Annotated in this window: 19 protein-coding genes; 13 read left to right on the top strand and 6 right to left on the bottom strand. The window is 56.3% G+C overall.

Features of this window, described 5'->3' with window-relative positions; genetic code table 11:
* The 5 genes from nudB (at position 1) to ruvB (ending at position 3,482) form a co-directional block, all read left to right on the top strand.
* Positions 1-444, top strand: coding sequence for a dihydroneopterin triphosphate diphosphatase (gene nudB, locus MX657_RS13725; protein ID WP_080329467.1), 444 nt, complete (start codon positions 1-3; stop codon positions 442-444).
* Positions 445-471: 27 nt separating this feature from the next.
* Positions 472-1,212 (top strand): YebC/PmpR family DNA-binding transcriptional regulator, encoded by a 741-nt coding sequence (locus tag MX657_RS13720; protein WP_119915913.1) that lies wholly within the window; start codon positions 472-474, stop codon positions 1,210-1,212.
* A 34-nt stretch (positions 1,213-1,246) separates the two neighbouring features.
* Positions 1,247-1,768: a crossover junction endodeoxyribonuclease RuvC gene (ruvC, locus tag MX657_RS13715; RefSeq protein ID WP_003859749.1), complete on the top strand. Its 522-nt coding sequence runs from the start codon at positions 1,247-1,249 to the stop codon at positions 1,766-1,768.
* A gap of 80 nt (positions 1,769-1,848) precedes the next feature.
* Positions 1,849-2,463 (top strand): Holliday junction branch migration protein RuvA, encoded by a 615-nt coding sequence (gene ruvA / locus MX657_RS13710; RefSeq protein ID WP_080329466.1) that lies wholly within the window; start codon positions 1,849-1,851, stop codon positions 2,461-2,463.
* Between the two features lie 8 nt (positions 2,464-2,471).
* Positions 2,472-3,482, top strand: coding sequence for a Holliday junction branch migration DNA helicase RuvB (ruvB, locus tag MX657_RS13705; protein WP_061097874.1), 1,011 nt, complete (start codon positions 2,472-2,474; stop codon positions 3,480-3,482).
* A gap of 87 nt (positions 3,483-3,569) precedes the next feature.
* Here ruvB and znuB read toward each other — a convergent pair whose 3' ends face one another.
* Positions 3,570-4,355: a zinc ABC transporter permease subunit ZnuB gene (gene znuB, locus MX657_RS13700; RefSeq protein WP_346805983.1), complete on the bottom strand. Its 786-nt coding sequence runs from the start codon at positions 4,353-4,355 to the stop codon at positions 3,570-3,572.
* Positions 4,352-5,107: a zinc ABC transporter ATP-binding protein ZnuC gene (gene znuC, locus MX657_RS13695; protein ID WP_014884314.1), complete on the bottom strand. Its 756-nt coding sequence runs from the start codon at positions 5,105-5,107 to the stop codon at positions 4,352-4,354. Before znuC ends, znuB begins: the two co-directional genes overlap by 4 nt.
* Positions 5,108-5,184: 77 nt before the next feature.
* Between znuC and znuA the strand changes: the two genes are divergently transcribed.
* The 3 genes from znuA to lpxM all read left to right on the top strand — a co-directional run bounded on the left by znuA (position 5,185) and on the right by lpxM (position 8,555).
* Positions 5,185-6,129: a zinc ABC transporter substrate-binding protein ZnuA gene (gene znuA, locus MX657_RS13690; RefSeq protein ID WP_133300909.1), complete on the top strand. Its 945-nt coding sequence runs from the start codon at positions 5,185-5,187 to the stop codon at positions 6,127-6,129.
* Positions 6,130-6,144: 15 nt separating this feature from the next.
* Positions 6,145-7,464 (top strand): murein DD-endopeptidase MepM, encoded by a 1,320-nt coding sequence (gene mepM, locus MX657_RS13685; protein ID WP_080329462.1) that lies wholly within the window; start codon positions 6,145-6,147, stop codon positions 7,462-7,464.
* Positions 7,465-7,583: 119 nt separating this feature from the next.
* Positions 7,584-8,555, top strand: coding sequence for a lauroyl-Kdo(2)-lipid IV(A) myristoyltransferase (gene lpxM, locus MX657_RS13680; RefSeq protein WP_346805982.1), 972 nt, complete (start codon positions 7,584-7,586; stop codon positions 8,553-8,555).
* A gap of 53 nt (positions 8,556-8,608) precedes the next feature.
* Here lpxM and pyk read toward each other — a convergent pair whose 3' ends face one another.
* Positions 8,609-10,051 (bottom strand): pyruvate kinase, encoded by a 1,443-nt coding sequence (gene pyk / locus MX657_RS13675; protein ID WP_008500455.1) that lies wholly within the window; start codon positions 10,049-10,051, stop codon positions 8,609-8,611.
* A 139-nt stretch (positions 10,052-10,190) separates the two neighbouring features.
* Positions 10,191-11,060, bottom strand: a complete 870-nt coding sequence (locus tag MX657_RS13670; protein WP_080329715.1) for a MurR/RpiR family transcriptional regulator — start codon at positions 11,058-11,060, stop codon at positions 10,191-10,193.
* A gap of 359 nt (positions 11,061-11,419) precedes the next feature.
* On the opposite strand from MX657_RS13670, the gene zwf reads away from it, so the two are divergent.
* The 3 genes from zwf to kdgA all read left to right on the top strand — a co-directional run bounded on the left by zwf (position 11,420) and on the right by kdgA (position 15,622).
* Positions 11,420-12,895: a glucose-6-phosphate dehydrogenase gene (gene zwf / locus MX657_RS13665; protein WP_025756917.1), complete on the top strand. Its 1,476-nt coding sequence runs from the start codon at positions 11,420-11,422 to the stop codon at positions 12,893-12,895.
* A gap of 234 nt (positions 12,896-13,129) precedes the next feature.
* Positions 13,130-14,941, top strand: a complete 1,812-nt coding sequence (edd, locus tag MX657_RS13660) for a phosphogluconate dehydratase (RefSeq protein WP_346805981.1) — start codon at positions 13,130-13,132, stop codon at positions 14,939-14,941.
* A gap of 39 nt (positions 14,942-14,980) precedes the next feature.
* Positions 14,981-15,622 (top strand): bifunctional 4-hydroxy-2-oxoglutarate aldolase/2-dehydro-3-deoxy-phosphogluconate aldolase, encoded by a 642-nt coding sequence (kdgA, locus tag MX657_RS13655; RefSeq protein WP_006176036.1) that lies wholly within the window; start codon positions 14,981-14,983, stop codon positions 15,620-15,622.
* A gap of 42 nt (positions 15,623-15,664) precedes the next feature.
* Here the strand turns inward: kdgA and purT are convergent, their stop codons facing one another.
* Positions 15,665-16,843, bottom strand: a complete 1,179-nt coding sequence (gene purT / locus MX657_RS13650; protein ID WP_346805980.1) for a formate-dependent phosphoribosylglycinamide formyltransferase — start codon at positions 16,841-16,843, stop codon at positions 15,665-15,667.
* Positions 16,844-17,013: 170 nt separating this feature from the next.
* Here purT and MX657_RS13645 point away from each other — a divergent pair, with 170 nt between their 5' ends.
* Both MX657_RS13645 and ptrB read left to right on the top strand, forming a co-directional pair.
* Positions 17,014-17,664, top strand: coding sequence for a tellurite resistance TerB family protein (locus MX657_RS13645; protein WP_346805979.1), 651 nt, complete (start codon positions 17,014-17,016; stop codon positions 17,662-17,664).
* 85 nt (positions 17,665-17,749) lie between these two features.
* Positions 17,750-19,810: an oligopeptidase B gene (ptrB, locus tag MX657_RS13640; protein WP_346805978.1), complete on the top strand. Its 2,061-nt coding sequence runs from the start codon at positions 17,750-17,752 to the stop codon at positions 19,808-19,810.
* Here the strand turns inward: ptrB and exoX are convergent.
* Entirely contained in the window at positions 19,807-20,469 is a 663-nt protein-coding gene (gene exoX, locus MX657_RS13635; protein WP_025756911.1) for an exodeoxyribonuclease X, read from the bottom strand. The two genes, ptrB and exoX, sit on opposite strands and share 4 nt — an antisense overlap.
* Positions 20,470-20,492 lie beyond the last annotated feature (23 nt).

The following is a 20,492-nucleotide window of genomic DNA, read 5'->3' as shown; positions in this document are numbered from 1 at the left end:
ATGGCATACAAGCTTCCCGTTTCGGTTCTGGTGGTCATTTATGCAGAAGACACGAAGCGGGTGCTGATGTTGCAGCGGCGCGATGACCCTGATTTCTGGCAGTCGGTTACCGGCAGCCTGGAAGAGGGGGAGACTGCGCCGCAGGCCGCCGCGCGTGAAGTAAAGGAAGAGGTCACCATTGACGTTGCCCGCGAGCAACTGACCCTGAAGGACTGTCAGCGCACGGTGGAGTTCGAAATTTTTAGCCATTTACGTCATCGCTATGCGCCGGGTATTGAGCGCAATACGGAATACTGGTTCTGTCTCGCGCTCCCCCACGAACGGGAGATCGTGTTCACTGAACACCTGACCTACCGCTGGGTGAACGCGGCGGATGCCGCCGCGCTGACCAAGTCGTGGAGCAACCGGCAGGCGATTGAAGAATTTGTAATTAACGCGGCCTGAAAAGGCGCGATTTTTGGAGAACTTTTTATGGCAGGTCATAGTAAGTGGGCCAACACCAAACACCGCAAAGCGGCACAGGATGCCAAGCGCGGTAAAATCTTTACCAAAATCATTCGCGAGCTGGTGACAGCGGCGCGTCTGGGCGGCGGCGATCCGGCTTCTAACCCGCGTCTGCGCGCGGCGGTGGATAAAGCCCTGTCTAACAACATGACGCGTGACACCCTGAACCGTGCGATCGCACGTGGCGTGGGCGGTGACGAAGACGCTAACATGGAAACCATCATTTATGAAGGTTACGGCCCTGGCGGTACTGCGGTGATGGTTGAGTGTCTGTCTGACAACCGTAACCGTACCGTTGCAGAAGTGCGCCACGCGTTCACCAAAACCGGTGGCAACCTGGGTACTGACGGTTCCGTAGCCTACCTGTTCAACAAAAAAGGCGTCATCTCCTTCGAGAAAGGCGACGAAGATGCGATCATGGAAGCGGCGCTGGAAGCCGGTGCGGAAGACGTAGTGACCTTCGACGACGGCGCTATCGACGTTTATACCGCCTGGGAAGAGATGGGTGCCGTGCGCGATGCGCTGGAAGCGGCGGGCCTGAAAGCGGATAACGCTGAAGTCTCCATGATCCCGTCCACCAAAGCGGACATGGATGCAGAAACGGCACCAAAACTGCTGCGTCTGATCGACATGCTCGAAGACTGCGACGACGTGCAGGAAGTGTATCACAACGGTGAAATCTCTGATGAGGTTGCAGCGACTCTCTGATGAGAGCCTGTAAACCGTTTACGGGAGACGCGTGATGTCGATTATCCTCGGGATTGACCCCGGCTCACGCGTCACCGGCTATGGCGTTATCCGTCAGGTTGGGCGCCAGCTAACCTACCTCGGCAGTGGATGCATTCGCACCAAAGTTGACGATCTGCCGTCGCGCCTGAAGCTGATTTATGCGGGCGTGTCGGAGATTATCACTCAGTTCCAGCCGGACTATTTCGCTATCGAGCAGGTCTTTATGGCGAAGAACGCGGACTCGGCGCTGAAGCTCGGTCAGGCGCGCGGCGTGGCGATTGTTGCCGCTGTGAACCAGGATCTGCCGGTATTCGAATACGCGGCACGTCAGGTTAAACAGACGGTGGTGGGCATTGGTAGCGCGGAGAAAAGCCAGGTGCAGCACATGGTGCGCACCCTGCTGAAGCTTCCCGCGAACCCGCAGGCCGACGCCGCCGATGCGCTGGCGATTGCGATTACCCACTGCCACGTCAGCCAGAACGCGATGCAAATGAGCGAGTCGCGGCTCAATCTGGCGCGAGGCAGGTTACGATAATCAGAAATCAGGCTGGATGTTTATCCAGCCTTTTTTTATTATGTCGGCAGTTAATTTCTTCCAGAACGCAGGAGCGTCACGTGATAGGCAGACTCAGAGGCATCATCATTGAAAAACAACCCCCGTTAGTGCTGCTGGAAGTGGGTGGCGTGGGCTATGAAGTCCATATGCCGATGACCTGCTTCTACGAGCTGCCGGACGCGGGAAAAGAGGCGATTGTCTTTACTCAGTTTGTGGTGCGTGAAGATGCTCAGCTGCTGTACGGTTTTAACAACAAGCAGGAACGCACCCTTTTCCGCGAGCTGATTAAAACCAACGGTGTGGGGCCGAAGCTGGCGCTGGCGATTCTGTCCGGCATGTCCGCTCCGCAGTTTGTGAATGCCGTTGAGCGCGAAGATCCCGCTGCGCTGGTTAAGCTTCCGGGCATCGGTAAAAAAACCGCAGAACGTTTGATCGTCGAAATGAAAGACCGCTTTAAAGGTCTGCATGGCGATCTGTTCACCCCGGCTGCTGATTTGGTACTGACCTCGCCAGGCGCCCCTGCGACCGATGATGATGCCGAGCAGGAAGCGGTTGCCGCGCTGGTGGCGCTGGGCTATAAACCTCAGGAGGCCAGCCGAATGGTGAGTAAAATTGCCAAACCGGACGCCAGCAGTGAAACCCTGATTCGTGAAGCGCTGCGCGCTGCATTGTGAGGTAAAGGATGATTGAAGCAGATCGCCTGGTATCGGCAGGCACCCTTCAGGCAGAGGACGTGGTGGATCGTGCGATCCGCCCGAAGCTGCTTGATGAGTATATCGGCCAGCCGCAGGTTCGTTCCCAGATGGAGATTTTCATCCAGGCGGCAAAGCTGCGCGGCGATGCGCTCGATCACCTGCTGATTTTTGGCCCGCCGGGGTTAGGTAAAACCACGCTGGCTAATATCGTCGCCAATGAAATGGGCGTCAACCTGCGTACCACTTCGGGCCCGGTGCTGGAGAAGGCGGGCGACCTTGCTGCGATGCTGACCAACCTCGAACCGCATGACGTGCTGTTTATCGACGAAATCCACCGCCTGTCGCCCATAGTGGAAGAGGTGCTCTATCCGGCGATGGAAGATTACCAGCTGGATATCATGATCGGCGAAGGCCCGGCCGCGCGCTCCATCAAAATCGATCTGCCGCCGTTTACCCTGATTGGCGCCACGACGCGTGCCGGATCGTTAACCTCTCCACTGCGCGATCGCTTCGGTATCGTTCAGCGTCTGGAGTTTTATCAGGTGCCTGACCTCCAGCATATCGTGGGCCGCAGCGCACGCTACATGGGGCTGGACATGAGCGAAGAGGGTGCATTTGAAGTGGCGAAGCGTTCGCGCGGAACGCCGCGTATTGCCAACCGCCTGCTGCGTCGCGTGCGTGACTTCGCTGAAGTGAAGCACGATGGCACTATTTCGGCAGAGATTGCCGCGCAGGCGCTGGATATGCTGAATGTCGATGCCGAGGGCTTTGACTATATGGACCGCAAGCTGCTGCTGGCGGTGCTGGATAAGTTCTTTGGTGGCCCGGTCGGGCTGGATAACCTGGCGGCGGCGATCGGCGAGGAACGCGAAACCATTGAGGACGTGCTGGAGCCGTATCTGATCCAGCAGGGCTTCCTGCAGCGCACGCCGCGTGGTCGAATGGCGACGGTGCGGGCGTGGAATCATTTCGGAATAACACCGCCAGCAATGCCGTAAATAATGCCGGGTGGCGGCTACGCCTTACCCGGCCTACGGAACGTTTTTGTAGCCCCGGTAAACGAAGCGCCACCGGGGACATACCCGCTACTGTGCGGTCTTCTTCATCATACTAAAAATAAACAGCACCGCCGCACTTAGCACCACCGACGGCCCCGCTGACGTGTCATAAAACGCCGAGAAGGTTAACCCGCCCGTTACGGCAATCATCCCGATAATTACGGCAATACCCGCCATCTGCTCCGGCGTACGGGCAAAGCGACGTGCCGTGGCCGCAGGGATAATCAGCAGAGATGTAATAATCAGCGCGCCGACAAACTTCATTGCGACACCAATCGTTAACGCCGTCACCAGCATCAGCAGCAGCTTGACGCGCTGCAGCTTCACGCCGTCGACAAAGGCCAGATCCGGGCTGACGGTCATCGCCAGTAAATTCCGCCATTGCCACAGTAAAATGCCCAGCACCACCACCACGCCAGTAGCGATAGCGATGAGATCTTCAGGCGTGACGGCCAGCAGATCGCCGAACAGGTAGGCCATCAGATCCACGCGGATATTTGACATCAGGCTGACCACCACCAGACCCAGCGACAGGGCGCTGTGCGCCATGATGCCAAGCAGCGTATCAATCGCGAGGTGAGGGCGCTTCTCCAGCCAGACCAGACCGGCCGCCAGCAGCAGCGTGACCACAATCACCGCATAAAAGGGATTTACGTCCAGCAGCAGACCAAAAGCCACGCCCAGCAGCGACGCATGCGCCAGGGTATCACCGAAGTAAGACATTCTGCGCCACACCACAAACGAGCCGAGCGGGCCCGCGGCGCAGGCAAGCATAATCCCGGCCAGCCAGCCGGGCAGTAAAAGTTCAATCATGAGTGTCCATTTCCCCGACGCAGAACGATTCGTCCCTGCAAATCATGGCGGTGATTATGATGATGACGGTAGATGCCCAACTGTTCAGCGCCACGAGGGCCAAACATGGAGATAAATTCCGGGTGCATTGAGACCACTTCAGGCGTACCGGAACAGCAAATGTGATGGTTAAGGCACAGCACTTCGTCAGTTTTCGCCATCACCAGATGCAGGTCATGGGAGACCATCAGCACGGCGCAGTTCAGTTCGCGGCGCAGCTGGTCGATCAAATCATAAAGCGCGACCTGACCATTGACGTCAACGCCCTGGGTGGGTTCATCCAGCACCAGCAGTTGCGGGCTGCTCAATAGCGCACGGGCCAGCAAAACGCGCTGCGTCTCACCGCCGGACAGTTTCTGCAACGGCGCGTCGATAAGATGACCCGCCTGCACGCGCTTCAGTGCCGGGAGAATATCGGCTTTTCGTGTGCCGGGACGCAGGCGCAGAAAACGACTTACCGTCAGCGGCAGGGTGGCGTCCAGATGTAATTTTTGCGGCACATAGCCGATCCGCAATTTTTCCTCGCGCGTAATCACACCTTCGTCCGGTGTGACCAGACCCAGCACCACGCGTACCAGAGTGGATTTACCTGCGCCATTTGGGCCGAGCAGCGTTAAAATTTTGCCGGGCTTCAAATCCAGCGACACGTCAGAAAGGACGCGGCGCTGGCCAAAGGAGACCGAAATATTGTCGAGAGAAACCAGAGTCGTCATGTCAATTTAAGCTTGAAGAAGTCAACGAATGTTATAATATCACATTCCACGCATTCACTACGATGATCAGTCGCATTATGTTACATAAAAATACGCTTCTTTTCGCAGCATTATCCACCGCCCTTTGGGGAACAACCGCACAAGATGTTAACGCTGCCGTTGTCGCTTCGCTTAAACCGCTTGGATTCATCGCGTCGGCGATTGCCGACGGGGTAACAGAAACCCAGGTTCTGCTCCCGGACGGGGCTTCAGAGCATGACTACTCCCTGCGCCCGTCTGATGTAAAACGCTTACAAAACGCAGACTTAGTTGTCTGGATTGGTCCGGAGATGGAAGCCTTCATGCAGAAGTCGGCCAAACAGATTGCCGGTGAAAAACAGGTCGCGATTGCCGGGCTTCCCGGCGTGAAACCGCTGCTGATGAAAGGGGCGGATGATGACGGTGACGAACATGACCATCACGCTGCAGAGGGTGAAAAAGGTGATGGAGATCACCATCACGGCGAGTACAACATGCATCTCTGGCTATCCCCAGAGATAGCGCGGCTTTCAGCGGTTGCAATCCATGACAAATTAGTGGAACTTATGCCGCAAAGTCGAGCCAAACTAGACGCCAACCTGAAGGATTTTGAGGCACAATTAGCCGCAACCGATAAGCAGGTAGGTAATGAGCTCGCACCGTTGAAAGGAAAAGGGTATTTCGTTTTTCATGACGCCTACGGCTATTACGAAAAACACTACGGTCTGACCCCGCTTGGGTATTTTACCGTCAACCCTGAAATTCAACCTGGTGCGCAGCGTTTACATGAAATCAGAACACAGTTGGTTGAGCAGAAAGCGACATGCGTTTTTGCTGAGCCACAGTTCAGGCCAGCGGTCGTAGAAGCCGTGGCCAGGGGAACATCCGTGCGCATGGGAACCCTTGACCCGCTAGGTACGAATATCCAGTTGAGCAAAGCGAGCTATTCGCAGTTCCTCAGCCAACTGGCGAACCAGTATGCGAGCTGCCTGAAAGGAGATTAACGAGGAAGTGAATACGTGCAACAGATAGCCCGCTCTGTCGCCCTGGCATTTAACAATCTGCCTCGACCCCACCGCGTTATGCTGGGGTCGCTTACAGTTCTCACCTTAGCGGTCGCCGTCTGGCGGCCCTATGTGTACCACCCGAGTTCTGCCCCTATCATTAAAACCATTGAGCTTGAAAAGAGCGAGATCCGTTCTTTGCTACCTGAAGCCAGTGAGCCAATCGACCAGTCAGCCCAGGAAGACGAAGCCATCCCGCAGGATGAGCTGGATGATAAAACCGAGAACGAAGCAGGGATCCACGAATACGTTGTCTCTACCGGTGACACGCTGAGCAGCGTGCTGAACCAGTACGGTATCGACATGGGTAACATCAGCCAGCTGGCGGCGGCGGATAAAGACCTGCGTAACCTGAAAATAGGGCAGCAGCTCTCCTGGACATTAACGGCGGATGGCGATCTCCAGCGTTTGACCTGGGAAATGTCACGTCGAGAAACCCGCACCTACGACCGCACTGCAAACGGTTTCAAAATGACCAGTGAAATGCAGAAAGGCGACTGGGTTAACAGCGTGTTGAAAGGCACCGTGGGTGGAAGCTTTGTTTCCAGCGCCCGTGATGCGGGACTGACCAGCGGTGAAATCAGCGCGGTAATCAAAGCCATGCAGTGGCAGATGGACTTCCGTAAGCTGAAGAAAGGCGACGAGTTTTCCGTGCTGATGTCCCGCGAAATGCTGGACGGCAAGCGCGAGCAGAGCCAACTGCTGGGCGTACGTCTGCGATCTGAGGGCAAAGACTACTACGCCATTCGCGCTGAAGACGGCAAGTTCTATGACCGCAGCGGTACAGGCCTTGCGAAAGGCTTCCTGCGTTTCCCGACGGCTAAACAGTTCCGCGTTTCCTCTAACTTCAATCCGCGTCGTCTGAACCCGGTTACCGGGCGAGTTGCGCCTCACCGTGGCGTTGACTTCGCGATGCCGCAGGGCACGCCGGTGCTGTCGGTTGGCGATGGCGAAGTGGTGATGGCAAAACGCAGCGGCGCAGCGGGTTATTACGTTGCTATCCGTCACGGTCGCACCTACACCACCCGCTATATGCACCTGCGTAAGCTGCTGGTCAAACCGGGGCAGAAAGTGAAACGCGGCGACCGTATCGCGCTCTCCGGCAATACCGGACGTTCTACTGGACCACACCTGCACTATGAAGTGTGGATCAACCAGCAAGCCGTGAACCCGCTGACGGCGAAACTGCCGCGCACCGAAGGCCTGACAGGTAAAGATCGTTCTGATTACCTGGCGCAGGCGAAAGAGGTGATACCGCAGCTGAGCTTAAACTAAGCCTTCTGTTTTGTGAAAAAAGCCGGTGTCAGTATGCGCCGGCTTTTTCTTTTGTGCGTGGACGGCTGCCTCGCTACACTATTGAATAAATTTTTGCGTCACCAGACCCTGGAACCAGCATGGAAACAAAAAAAAATAATATTGAATACATTCCTGAGTTTGAAAAATCCTTCCGACATCCGCGCAACTGGGGCGCCTGGCTGGGCGTTTATACCTTCGCAGGGATCGCCATGCTGCCTGCCGCGCTGCGCGATCCCGTCCTGGGCAAAATAGGCCGTCTGGCCGGGCGGTTAGGTAAAAGCGCGCGTCGTCGTGCGCAGATCAATCTCTATTATTGTTTTCCTGAAAAAAGCGATGCCGAGCGTGAGGCGATCATCGACGCGATGTATACCACTGCCCCACAGGCGATGGCGATGATGGCGGAGCTGGCGCTAAAAGGGCCGGAAAAAATCATCGACCGCGTTGACTGGAAAGGGCTGGAAATCATTGATGAGATGCGCCGCAATGACGAGAAAGTCATTTTCCTCGTGCCGCACGGCTGGGGCGTGGATATCCCGGCGATGCTGATGGCATCGCAGGGGCAGAAAATGGCGGCGATGTTCCATAACCAGGGCAATAAAATCTATGATTTTGTCTGGAATACGGTACGTCGTCGTTTTGGCGGTCGCCTGCACGCGCGTAACGATGGTATAAAGCCGTTTATTCAATCCGTACGTCAGGGGTATTGGGGCTACTATCTGCCGGATCAGGACCATGGGCCCGAGCACAGCGAGTTTGTCGACTTCTTTGCGACCTACAAAGCCACGCTTCCCGCGATTGGTCGCCTGATGAAGGTCTGCCGCGCACGCGTGATCCCACTTTTCCCGGTTTATGATGGTAAAACGCATCGCCTGAGTATTGAAGTGCGTCCGCCTATGGATGACCTGCTGACCGCAGACGATCGCACCATTGCGCGTCGCATGAATGAAGAGGTGGAACTGCTGGTGGGGCCGCATACTGAACAGTACACGTGGATACTGAAGCTGCTGAAAACGCGTAGGCCAGGCGAAACCGAGCCCTACAAACGCAAAGAGCTTTACCCGAGGAAATAAAAAAACAACCCCTAACCCTGTCCCTCTCCCCATCGGGGAGAGGGGATCGGATCTTACTCTACGGTCATTACGCGGGTGGTATTGGTTGAGCCGATGGTGCTCATTACATCACCCTGGGTCACAATGACGATATCACCGGATACCAGGTAACCTTTGTCGCGCAGCAGGTTTACGGCATCGTGCGCCGCGGCTACGCCGTCATTGGTGCTGTCGAAGTGTACCGGGGTAACACCGCGATACAGCGCCGTCAGGTTCAGCGTGCGCTCGTGACGGGACATAGCGAAGATTGGCAGGCCAGAGCTGATACGGGAAGTCATCAGCGCGGTACGGCCGGATTCGGTCATGGTAATGATCGCAGTAACGCCTTTCAGGTGGTTAGCAGCGTACATGGCAGACATCGCAATCGCTTCTTCCACATTGTCGAACTGCACGTCCAGACGGTGTTTAGAGACGTTGATGCTTGGGATCTTCTCAGCGCCCAGACAGACGCGCGCCATCGCGGCCACGGTTTCTGCCGGATACTGGCCCGCCGCGGTTTCCGCAGACAGCATCACCGCATCGGTACCGTCCAGCACGGCGTTCGCGACGTCCATCACTTCCGCACGGGTTGGCATTGGGTTGGTGATCATGGATTCCATCATCTGGGTGGCGGTGATCACCGCGCGGTTCAGCTGACGCGCGCGACGGATCAGCGCTTTCTGGATACCGACCAGCTCAGGATCGCCGATTTCCACGCCCAGGTCACCGCGCGCAACCATTACCACGTCAGACGCCAGAATCACGTCGTCCATTGCATCCTGATCGCACACGGCTTCCGCACGTTCAACTTTGGCAACGATTTTGGCATCGCAGCCTGCGTCACGTGCCAGACGGCGCGCATAGTTCAGATCTTCACCGCAGCGCGGGAAAGAGACGGCAAGGTAGTCAACGCCGATCAGCGCAGCCGTTACGATGTCCGCTTTGTCTTTATCGGTCAGCGCTTCCGCAGAGAGGCCGCCGCCCAGTTTGTTGATGCCTTTATTGTTGGAGAGCGGGCCGCCGACGGTGACTTCGGTGAACACTTTCATGCCCTGAACTTCCAGCACCTTCAGCTGTACGCGGCCGTCGTCGAGCAGCAGGATATCGCCAGGCACCACGTCAGCCGGCAGGCCTTTATAGTCGATCCCAACTTTCTCTTTATCGCCTTCACCTTTGCCCAGGTTGGCATCCAGCAGGAATTTGTCGCCGATATTGAGGAAAACTTTCCCCTCTTTAAAGGTCGATACGCGAATTTTAGGACCCTGCAGGTCACCAAGAATGGCAACGTGGCGGCCCAGTTTTGCTGCGATCTCACGCACTTTATCGGCACGTAATTTATGGTCTTCTGGCGTACCGTGTGAGAAGTTCATACGCACCACGTTGGCGCCAGCGGCGATAATCTTTTCGAGGTTATTATCGCGATCGGTGGCCGGGCCTAAGGTGGTGACGATCTTGGTTCTGCGAAGCCTTCTGGACATGTAATACTCCGTTGACTGAAACAACTTTGGTGTTGCGTGAACATTGAATCGGCCTTCATCTGCTGCAAGGCAGCAAAGAGGGGGCCGAATGCCGGAAATCGTTACATCTAATTATGGGTTACGTCTTCGTTATCTACTTTCAGGGAACATCGCTCTTTATAAGCAATTCTTTATCAAAACGCGATTCCTTCAGCGCTTCCTTGACTCGCTTCAAGTTATCTCGGAATTTTGCGCCCCGGCGTAAGGTAAAGCCGGTCGCCAGCACGTCGATTACCGTGAGCTGCGCCAGACGGGACACCATTGGCATATACATGTCGGTATCCTCAGGTACGTCCAGCGTAATGGCGAGGGTCGCCTCTCGCGCCAGCGGCGTGCCGGCGGTGGTGAGGGCGATCACCATGGCATCGTTTTCACGGGCCAGTTGCGCCAGTTCAACCTGACTTTTCGTGCGACCAGTGTGCGAAATCAGTACCACGACGTCATCTTCACTGCAATTCATACAGCTCATGCGTTGCAGCACAATGTCATCTGAATAAATAACCGGCACGTTAAAGCGGAAGAATTTGTTCATGGCGTCGTGCGCCACGGCGGCTGACGAGCCAAGACCGAAGAAGGCAATGCGCTTGGCCTGGGTGAGCAAATCCACCGCGCGATTCACGGAACTCATATCCAGAGACTGGCGAACGTGGTCAAGCGTGGCCATGGCCGACTCAAATATTTTTGCCGTATAGGCATCTACGCTGTCGTCTTCATCCACATTGCGATTAACATAAGGGGTGCCGTTTGCCAGACTTTGTGCCAGATGCAGTTTAAAATCGGGAAAGCCGCGCGTTTCCAGGCTGCGGCAGAAGCGGTTGACCGTCGGTTCACTGACGCCCGCTTCCTGAGCCAGAGCGGCGATGCTTGAATGAATCGCCTGAGCGGGAGAGGCCAGAATGACTTCAGCCACTTTTCGCTCGGATTTGCTAAGGTGTTCCAGTTGAAACTGGATTTTTTCAAGCATGTTCATTGTTAACAGGGCGCTCATGGGGGTGGAAACGATTTCATTTATAGATGAAATCTTGATTCGATTTAGCCGATATTACCCCTGTGGCTTCCATAAAGGGTAACAGTCGACAAGATAATGTTGTTGTTTTTTTTCATTACTTGATCGATGTCGGGTTTTGCTATGACCCTGTTGCGCAAATTATCGACGGCTGTTGCGTCATTACTCCGCCGTAATTGGCTAAAGGGCGAAAATTCGCCGTATCGCACGAGACGATAAGCGCTAATGGTTTCGGGAATGACGTAAAAGCAGTACAGTGCATTGTAATAAAATTACAACGATACCTGGCAGAAGTACCAGGTGATCCAACTGAGGAGAATGACATGGCGGTAACGCAAACAGCCCAGGCATGTGACCTGGTCATTTTCGGCGCGAAAGGCGATCTTGCACGCCGGAAATTGCTGCCTTCCCTGTATCAACTGGAGAAAGCGGGCCAAATTCATCCGGATACCCGTATCCTGGGTGTTGGTCGCGCCGACTGGGACAAGGACGCTTATACCAAAGTCGTCCGCGAGGCGCTCGAAACTTTCATGAAGGAAAAAATTGATGAAAGTTTGTGGGATACCCTGAGCGGTCGTCTCGATTTCTGCAACCTGGACGTCAATGACGTCAGCGCATTTTCCCGCCTGGGTGCCATGCTGGATCAGAAAAATCGTGTCACCATCAACTATTTCGCTATGCCGCCAAGCACCTTCGGCGCCATCTGCAAAGGTTTGGGCGAAGCCAAACTGAACGCCAAACCGGCGCGCGTGGTGATGGAGAAGCCGCTGGGTACGTCGCTGGCAACCTCGCGTGAAATCAACGACCAGGTGGGCGAGTTCTTTGAAGAGTGCCAGGTCTACCGTATTGACCACTATCTGGGTAAAGAAACGGTATTGAACCTGCTGGCGCTGCGTTTCGCTAACTCCCTGTTTGTGAATAACTGGGACAACCGTACTATCGACCACGTGGAAATTACCGTGGCGGAAGAGGTGGGGATTGAAGGTCGCTGGGGTTACTTTGACCAGGCCGGCCAGATGCGCGACATGATTCAGAACCACCTGCTGCAAATTCTGTGCATGATTGCCATGTCTCCACCGTCTGACCTGACGGCTGACAGCATCCGCGACGCCAAAGTGAAAGTGCTGAAGTCGTTGCGCCGCATTGACCGCTCCAACGTGCGCGAGAAGACCGTTCGCGGTCAGTACACCGCCGGGTTTGCGCAAGGCAAAAAAGTGCCGGGCTACCTGGAAGAAGAGGGCGCGAACAAGTCCAGCAACACCGAGACCTTTGTGGCGATCCGCGTGGATATCGACGACTGGCGTTGGGCGGGTGTGCCTTTCTACCTGCGTACCGGTAAACGTCTGCCAGCCAAATGCTCTGAAGTTGTCGTTTACTTCAAAAACCCTGAGCTGAACCTGTTTAAAGAGTCCTGGCAGGAGCTGCCGCAGAACAAACTGACCATTCGTCTGCAGCCGGACGAAGGGGTGGATATCCAGATCCTGAACAAAGTGCCGGGCCTGGATCACAAGCACAACCTGCAGACCACCAAGCTGGATCTGAGCTACTCCGAAACCTTCAACCAGACGCACCTGGCCGATGCCTACGAGCGTCTGCTGTTGGAAACCATGCGCGGTATCCAGGCGCTGTTTGTGCGTCGCGATGAAGTGGAAGAGGCGTGGAAATGGGTCGACTCCATCACCGAAGCCTGGGCTGCCGATCAGGATGCGCCAAAACCGTATCAGGCGGGCACCTGGGGACCTGTCGCCTCCGTGGCGATGATCACCCGTGATGGCCGCTCCTGGAACGAGTTTGAGTAAGATAATCCTCTAGCCCGAAGGTGTTATTTTACCGGTAACATGATCTAACACAGCTAGTGGCACAATTTTTATACTTTTAAGCTCCGCGTGGATTCACCCGCGGGGCTTTTTTTATTACACTGCCGGAAGTGATTTTGCCCCTGAGCTCCGGACAGCAAGCGTTTCAGCGTTGTTAACAACCGCCAGCGACTTTGTAAACTCCCGAGCCCGGACAGATAAATTAAAGGAGCTTTTATGAATCCTGTATTGTTACGCGTAACACAACGTATTGTCGAGCGCTCGAAAGAGACCCGTTCGGCCTACCTCGCCCGCATTGAACAGGCGAAGAGCAACACCGTCCACCGATCTCAGCTGGCCTGCGGGAACCTGGCGCACGGCTTCGCCGCCTGCCAGCCCGATGATAAAGCCTCGCTGAAAAGCATGTTGCGTAACAATATCGCTATCATTACCTCCTATAACGATATGCTTTCCGCACACCAGCCGTATGAGGTTTATCCCAACATCATTCGCAAAGCGCTGCACAGCGTGAATGCCGTGGGGCAGGTGGCGGGCGGCGTCCCGGCCATGTGCGACGGCGTGACGCAGGGGCAGGACGGTATGGAGCTGTCGTTGCTGAGCCGGGAAGTGATTGCGATGTCCGCGGCGGTGGGCCTGTCACACAATATGTTTGATGGCGCGCTGTATCTCGGCGTGTGCGACAAGATTGTTCCGGGCCTGGTGATGGCGGCGCTGTCGTTTGGTCACCTGCCTGCGATCTTCGTGCCGTCCGGCCCGATGGCCAGCGGTCTGCCGAACAAAGAAAAAGTGCGTATCCGCCAGCTGTATGCGGAAGGCAAAGCCGATCGTCAGGCGCTGCTGGAAGCCGAAGCCGCGTCCTACCATGCGCCAGGAACCTGTACGTTCTACGGTACGGCCAACACCAACCAGATGGTGGTGGAGTTTATGGGGATGCAGCTTCCAGGCTCATCCTTCATCCAGCCGGATGCGCCGCTGCGTCAGGCGCTGACCGAAGCGGCGGCTCGTCAGGTGACGCGTCTGACCGGAAACGGCAACGAATGGATGCCGATGGGCAAAATGGTCGATGAAAAAGTCATCGTCAACGGTATCGTTGCGCTGCTGGCGACCGGCGGTTCAACCAACCATACTATGCACCTGGTTGCGATGGCGCGTGCGGCGGGCATCCTGATCAACTGGGATGATTTCTCCGATATCTCCTCCGTGGTGCCGCTGATGGCGCGCCTGTACCCGAACGGCCCGGCTGATATCAACCACTTCCAGGCCGCGGGCGGCGTGCCGGTGCTGATGCGCGAGCTGCTGAAAGGCGGTCTGCTGCATGAGGATGTCAACACCGTAGCGGGCTTTGGCCTTAAGCGCTACACCCAGGAGCCGTGGCTGAACAACGGCGAGCTGGACTGGCGCGACGGGGCAAGCGCGTCTCTTGATGCGCAGGTAATTGCCACCTTCGACAAACCGTTCTCTCCTCACGGCGGCACCAAAGTACTGAGCGGCAACCTTGGTCGTGCGGTGATGAAGACCTCTGCCGTACCGGAAGAGAACCAGGTTATTGAGGCCCCGGCGGTGGTGTTTGAAAGCCAGCATGACGTGTTGCCCGCCTTTGACGCCGGTCTGCTTGATAAAGACTGTGTGGTGGTGGTGCGTCATCAGGGGCCAAAAGCGAACGGCATGCCAGAATTACATAAACTTATGCCACCACTTGGTGTATTATTGGACCGCCGTTTCAAAATTGCGTTAGTGACCGATGGACGCCTCTCCGGGGCATCCGGTAAAGTGCCTTCTGCCATCCACGTCACGCCTGAAGCCTACGACGGCGGTTTGCTGGCAAAAGTGCGCGACGGTGACATGATCCGCGTGAACGGCCAGACAGGTGAGTTAACCCTGCTGGTGGATGACGCCGAGCTGGCGGCACGTCAGCCCCATATTCCTGACCTGAGCGCATCGCGCGTGGGGACCGGACGCGAAATGTTCAGCGCGCTGCGTGAGAAACTCTCCGGTGCGGAGCAGGGCGCAACCTGTATTACGTTTTAAGACGACTTGATTTTAACGATCTGGCGAGAGAGAACTCTGATGAAAAACTGGAAAACAAGTGCAGAAGCAATCCTGACCACTGGCCCTGTCGTGCCGGTTATCGTGGTAAACAAGCTGGAGCACGCTGTGCCAATGGCGAAAGCGCTGGTTGCGGGCGGCGTTCGCGTTCTGGAAGTGACCCTGCGTACCGCCTGCGCAATGGATGCCATTCGCGCCATCGCTAAAGAAGTGCCGGACGCTATCATCGGTGCGGGTACCGTTCTCAACGCGCAGCAGCTGGCGGACGTGACCGAAGCGGGCGCGCAGTTCGCTATCAGCCCGGGCCTGACCGAACCGCTGCTGAAAGCAGCAACCGAAGGCACTATTCCTCTCATCCCGGGTATCAGCACCGTTTCTGAGCTGATGCTGGGCATGGACTACGGTCTGAAAGAGTTCAAATTCTTCCCGGCTGAAGCGAACGGCGGCACCAAAGCGCTGCAGGCAATTGCGGGTCCATTCTCTCAGGTACGCTTCTGCCCGACGGGCGGTATCTCTCCGGCCAACTACCGTGACTACCTGGCGCTGAAAAGCGTGCTGTGCATCGGCGGTTCATGGCTGGTTCCGGCGGATGCGCTGGAAGCGGGCGACTGGGATCGCATCACGAAACTGGCTCGCGAAGCGGTTGAAGGCGCGAAGCAGTAAGTCATTCTCAGCATGAAAAACGGGCCTTTCGGCCCGTTTTTTTTATCCTGCTACCTTAACGTTCGCAGCCGCGGCTTTTGCTCTTGCCACGGCTTCGTCAACGTTTTCCCCGGTGGCTAACGCCACGCCCAGACGACGGGTGCCATCGATCTCCGGCTTGCCGAACAGACGGACCTGCAGGCCTGCGCCAACCGCACCTTCGACGTTATCAAACGTCACATTCTGGCTGGTCAGCTGCGGCAGGATCACCGCAGACGCCGCCGGGCCGTACTGACGGATGCCGCCAACCGGCAGCCCAAGGAAGGCGCGCACGTGCAGGGCGAACTCGGAGAGATCCTGCGAAATCAGCGTGACCATGCCGGTGTCATGCGGGCGCGGGGAGACTTCGCTGAAAATCACCTCGTCACCGCAGACGAACAGCTCCACGCCGAACAGGCCGTAACCGCCCAGGGCCAGAACGGTTTTACGGGCGATCTCCCGGGCACGCTCCAGCGCCAGGGCGCTCATCTGCTGCGGCTGCCAGGATTCGCGGTAATCGCCATCTTCCTGACGGTGACCGATCGGGTCGCAGAAATGGACGCCGTCCACGGCGCTGACGGTGAGCAGAGTGATTTCGAAATCAAACTTCACCACGCCTTCTACAATGACGCGACCGGCCCCGGCACGGCCACCCTGTTGCGCATAATCCCATGCGCTGTCCAGCGTGCTGCTGTCGCGGATAAAACTTTGCCCTTTTCCGGAAGAGCTCATCACCGGCTTAATGATGCACGGGTAGCCAATCTCTTCAACGGCCTGCAGGAATGCGGCTTTGTCACCCGCAAAACGGTAGCCTGAGGTAGGCAGCCCCAGCTCCTCCGCCGCCAGGCGGCGAATGCCTTCACGGTTCATGGTCAGTTTTGCCGCTTTGGCGCAGGGCACCACGCGCTGGCCTTCCTGCTCAAGGGCGATCAGCGTATCGGTTGCGATAGCTTCAATTTCCGGCACAACAAAATCCGGTTTCTCCTGTGCAATGAGCGTACGCAGGGCATCACCGTCCAGCATGTTAATCACATAAGAACGATGGGCAACGTGCATGGCGGGCGCGTCGGCGTAGCGGTCTACGGCAATCACTTCCACACCTAAACGCTGGCACTCAATGGCAACTTCTTTACCCAGCTCGCCCGATCCCAACAGCATCACGCGCGTCGCCGCAGGGCGCAGCGCGGTTCCTAAACGAGTCATAACATTCCCCCTGAAAAAGATGCGCGCAGTATAAACGAAAACGTTTGCGTCTGTCTTGCGCAGGGCAAATGGGTGGATAAGAAATTTGCGCTTCTTTAGGCTTGATGGACATTTCCTGACGCCTGCTCGCTTACGCTGGGTAACATGTTAACCGTTAAGTGAGGGAAACCATGTCAGGCTGGTTAAATCAACTGCAATCCATGTTAGGGCAGAAAACGTCAGGTTCCGGCGACCAGGGGTTGAGCAAGCTGCTGGTGCCGGGGGCGCTCGGTGGGCTGGCAGGGCTGCTGGTTGCCAATAAATCCTCACGCAAGCTTCTGGCGAAGTACGGTACCGGCGCGCTGCTGGCCGGGGGCGGCGCTATCGCTGGCACCGTGCTGTGGAACAAATATAAGGACAAGGTGCGGGCGGCGCACCGCGATGAACCCCACTTTGGGGAGCAGACTTCGCCGCTGGATCTGCGCACGGAGCGGCTCATCCTGGCGCTGGTATTTGCCGCGAAAAGCGACGGGCACATTGATGATAATGAAAGAGCGGCTATCGAACAGCAGCTGCGCGAGGCGGGTGTTGAAGAGCAGGGCAGAACGCTGGTGGCGCAGGCCATTGAGCAGCCGCTCGATCCGCAGCGTCTGACACTGAGCGTGAAAAATGAGGAAGAGGCGCTGGAGCTCTATTTCCTTAGCTGTGCCGCCATAGATATCGATCACTTTATGGAGCGCAGCTATCTCAACGCCCTCGGCGACGCGCTGAAGATCCCTCAGGATGTGCGCGAGGGGATAGAAAAAGATATCCGGGAGCAAAAACAGGCGCTACAGGGCTAACTCGCGCCCCCATGGTCATGTTTCGCTTGCATCATGCGTGGGTTTTGCCAACCTTATAGGGTGTAAAACTCAAAAGAATGATGACATGCCACCGAAAGCCCGACGTACTCCTTATGCGATCACCACGCATGGCGATACGCGTATAGACAACTATTACTGGCTGCGGGACGATTCACGTTCCCGGCCAGAGGTGCTCGACTACCTGCACGAGGAAAATGACTATGGCCGCAGGGTCATGGCCAGCCAGCAGGCGCTTCAGGACCAGCTGCTGAATGAAATGGTGCAGCGTATTCCACAACGCGACATCTCCGCACCCTGGACCAAAAACGGCTATCGCTATCGCCATATTTACGAGCCCGGCAATGAGTACCCGATTTATCAACGACAGTCGGTATTAAGCGCCGAGTGGGATGAATGGGACATTCTGCTGGATGCTAACCAGCGTGCAGCTCACAGCGAGTTTTATACCCTGGGCGGTATGTCCATCTCTCCGGACAATATCATTATGGCGCTGGCGGAGGATTATCTCTCCCGTCGCCAGTACGGCCTGCGTTTTCGCAATCTGGAAACCGGCAACTGGTATCCGGAAATGCTGGAAAACGTCTCCCCGGATTTCGTCTGGGCGAACGATTCTGAGACGGTCTACTACGTTAAAAAGCACGCCTCCACGCTGCTGCCTTATCAGGTGTGGCGCCATACCGTAGGCACGGACTCTGCCGATGACGAGCTGGTTTATGAAGAGAAAGATGAAACGTTTTATGTCAGCTTGCATAAAACTTCCTCGCGTCACTACGTGATTATCTTTCTGGCCAGCGCCACCACCTCTGAAGTCTTGCTGCTGGATGCCGAACTGCCTGATGCCCAGCCGCTCTGCTTCCTGCCGCGTCGCAAAGATCACGAGTACAGTCTGGATCACTTCCAGCACAGCTTTTATCTGCGCTCGAATCGCGAGGGCAAAAACTTCGGCCTCTACAAAACCAAAGTGCGCGACGAGCGAAAGTGGGAGGTGCTCATTCCCGCGCGGGATCAGGTAATGCTGGAAGGGTTCACGCTGTTTACCGACTGGCTGGTGGTGGAGGAGCGCCAGCGGGGGCTGACCAGTATCCGGCAAATCAACCGTAAAACGCGCGAGGTGATAGGGATAGCATTCGACGATCCGGCCTACGTCACGTGGATCGGCTTCAATCCTGAACCTGAATCGTCCCGGCTGCGCTACGGTTACTCGTCGATGACCACGCCGGATACGCTCTTCGAGCTGGATATGGACACCGGGCAGCGCCAGGTGCTTAAGCAAACCGAAGTGAAGGGCTTTGATTCCGACAATTACCGCAGCGAGCACCTGTGGGTCACCGCGCGCGATGGCGTGGAGGTGCCGGTTTCACTCGTTTATCACAAGGCACATTTCCAGAAGGGGAAAAACCCGATTCTGGTCTACGGCTACGGCTCCTATGGCTCCAGCATGGATGCCGACTTCAGCAGCAGCAGATTAAGCCTGCTCGACCGCGGCTTTGTTTTCGCCATTGCCCATATTCGCGGCGGCGGCGAGCTGGGGCAGCACTGGTATGAAGACGGTAAATTCCTGAAAAAGAAAAATACCTTCAACGACTATCTCGACGTCTGCGATGCGCTGATTGAACAAGGCTATGGCGATCCGCAGCTCTGCTTTGGCATGGGCGGCAGCGCGGGCGGAATGCTGATGGGGGCCGTCATCAACCAGCGCCCGGATCGCTTTAAGGGCATTATTGCGCAGGTTCCGTTTGTTGATGTGGTTACCACCATGCTCGATGAGTCCATTCCGCTGACGACCGGGGAGTTCGAAGAGTGGGGTAACCCGCAGGACGAAACCTATTATCGCTATATGAAAGAGTACAGCCCGTATGACAACGTGGAAGCGAAAGCGTACCCGCACATGCTGGTCACCACCGGATTGCACGATTCACAGGTGCAATACTGGGAACCGGCTAAGTGGGTGGCAAAACTGCGGGAACTAAAGACCGATGATAACCTGTTGCTGCTCTGTACCGATATGGACTCCGGACACGGGGGGAAATCGGGGCGATTCAAATCCTACGAAGGGGTGGCGCTGGAGTATGCCTTTTTGATCGGCCTGGCGCAGGACACATTGCCAGGCCGTACTGAGCGTTAAGCTTCGCCCAGGTAATGTTTCAGGGTTAAGCGCAGCTCCGGGCTCATCTTGTCGAGGTTATTATACAGCCAGCGCAGATAGCCCGGATCTTTATCCGCGATATCCGATACCGCTCTCCCGCGGTATTTGCCGAAGGTGAACGTCGTCAGCAGCGCAGGGCGCCCGGTGATCGTTGCCATATCATCAGGCGTCCAGCCGGAGGTATTCATAATGTCTATGAGCAGCGCGGCGGTGATATAGCAGTCATACAGGGCGCGGTGATGGTGCAGACCTTCCGGTGTCCTGACGCTGAGCTTGCGGGATTTATACAGCGCCATATTGCTGTATTTGATCCCAGGCCAGAGGCGGCGCGCCAGCTTCATGGTGCAAATCCATTCCCCGGGCATTTCAGGAAGTACCCGACGGTCAAAGCTGGCGTTGTGAGCGACGTACCATGGGCTGCCATAGTAGTGCGGGATGACGTCTTCTATCCAGGGTTTATCCGCCACCATTGATTCTGTGATGCGATGGATAGCCATGGCCTGTGGGCTAATCGGGCGATCGGGGCGCACCAGATGGCTCATCGGGTTGACGATTTTACCGTCAACCACGTCGACCGAGGCCACTTCCACAATTCCGCCCTGAAGATCGCAAGTTTCGGTATCAATGACGCGCAGCATTAAAATCTCCTGAGCTTAAAACG

It is taken from the genome of Enterobacter chuandaensis (genome assembly GCF_039718975.1).
Taxonomy (GTDB): Bacteria; Pseudomonadota; Gammaproteobacteria; order Enterobacterales; family Enterobacteriaceae; genus Enterobacter; species Enterobacter chuandaensis.
This window is presented reverse-complemented; position numbering and strand designations above follow the sequence as displayed.

Excerpts from the sequence above, each read along its gene's own strand:
- ruvC (WP_003859749.1), top strand. The coding sequence starts at position 1,247 with ATGTCGATTATCCTCGGGATTGACCCCGGCTCACGCGTCACCGGCTAT.
- MX657_RS13720 (WP_119915913.1), top strand. The coding sequence starts at position 472 with ATGGCAGGTCATAGTAAGTGGGCCAACACCAAACACCGCAAAGCGGCA.
- zwf (WP_025756917.1), top strand. The coding sequence starts at position 11,420 with ATGGCGGTAACGCAAACAGCCCAGGCATGTGACCTGGTCATTTTCGGC.
- MX657_RS13645 (WP_346805979.1), top strand. The coding sequence starts at position 17,014 with ATGTCAGGCTGGTTAAATCAACTGCAATCCATGTTAGGGCAGAAAACG.
- MX657_RS13670 (WP_080329715.1), bottom strand. The coding sequence starts at position 11,060 with ATGAACATGCTTGAAAAAATCCAGTTTCAACTGGAACACCTTAGCAAA.
- edd (WP_346805981.1), top strand. The coding sequence starts at position 13,130 with ATGAATCCTGTATTGTTACGCGTAACACAACGTATTGTCGAGCGCTCG.
- ptrB (WP_346805978.1), top strand. The coding sequence starts at position 17,750 with ATGCCACCGAAAGCCCGACGTACTCCTTATGCGATCACCACGCATGGC.
- exoX (WP_025756911.1), bottom strand. The coding sequence starts at position 20,469 with ATGCTGCGCGTCATTGATACCGAAACTTGCGATCTTCAGGGCGGAATT.
- pyk (WP_008500455.1), bottom strand. The coding sequence starts at position 10,051 with ATGTCCAGAAGGCTTCGCAGAACCAAGATCGTCACCACCTTAGGCCCG.
- znuC (WP_014884314.1), bottom strand. The coding sequence starts at position 5,107 with ATGACGACTCTGGTTTCTCTCGACAATATTTCGGTCTCCTTTGGCCAG.
- kdgA (WP_006176036.1), top strand. The coding sequence starts at position 14,981 with ATGAAAAACTGGAAAACAAGTGCAGAAGCAATCCTGACCACTGGCCCT.
- znuB (WP_346805983.1), bottom strand. The coding sequence starts at position 4,355 with ATGATTGAACTTTTACTGCCCGGCTGGCTGGCCGGGATTATGCTTGCC.
- znuA (WP_133300909.1), top strand. The coding sequence starts at position 5,185 with ATGTTACATAAAAATACGCTTCTTTTCGCAGCATTATCCACCGCCCTT.
- purT (WP_346805980.1), bottom strand. The coding sequence starts at position 16,843 with ATGACTCGTTTAGGAACCGCGCTGCGCCCTGCGGCGACGCGCGTGATG.
- nudB (WP_080329467.1), top strand. The coding sequence starts at position 1 with ATGGCATACAAGCTTCCCGTTTCGGTTCTGGTGGTCATTTATGCAGAA.
- lpxM (WP_346805982.1), top strand. The coding sequence starts at position 7,584 with ATGGAAACAAAAAAAAATAATATTGAATACATTCCTGAGTTTGAAAAA.
- ruvB (WP_061097874.1), top strand. The coding sequence starts at position 2,472 with ATGATTGAAGCAGATCGCCTGGTATCGGCAGGCACCCTTCAGGCAGAG.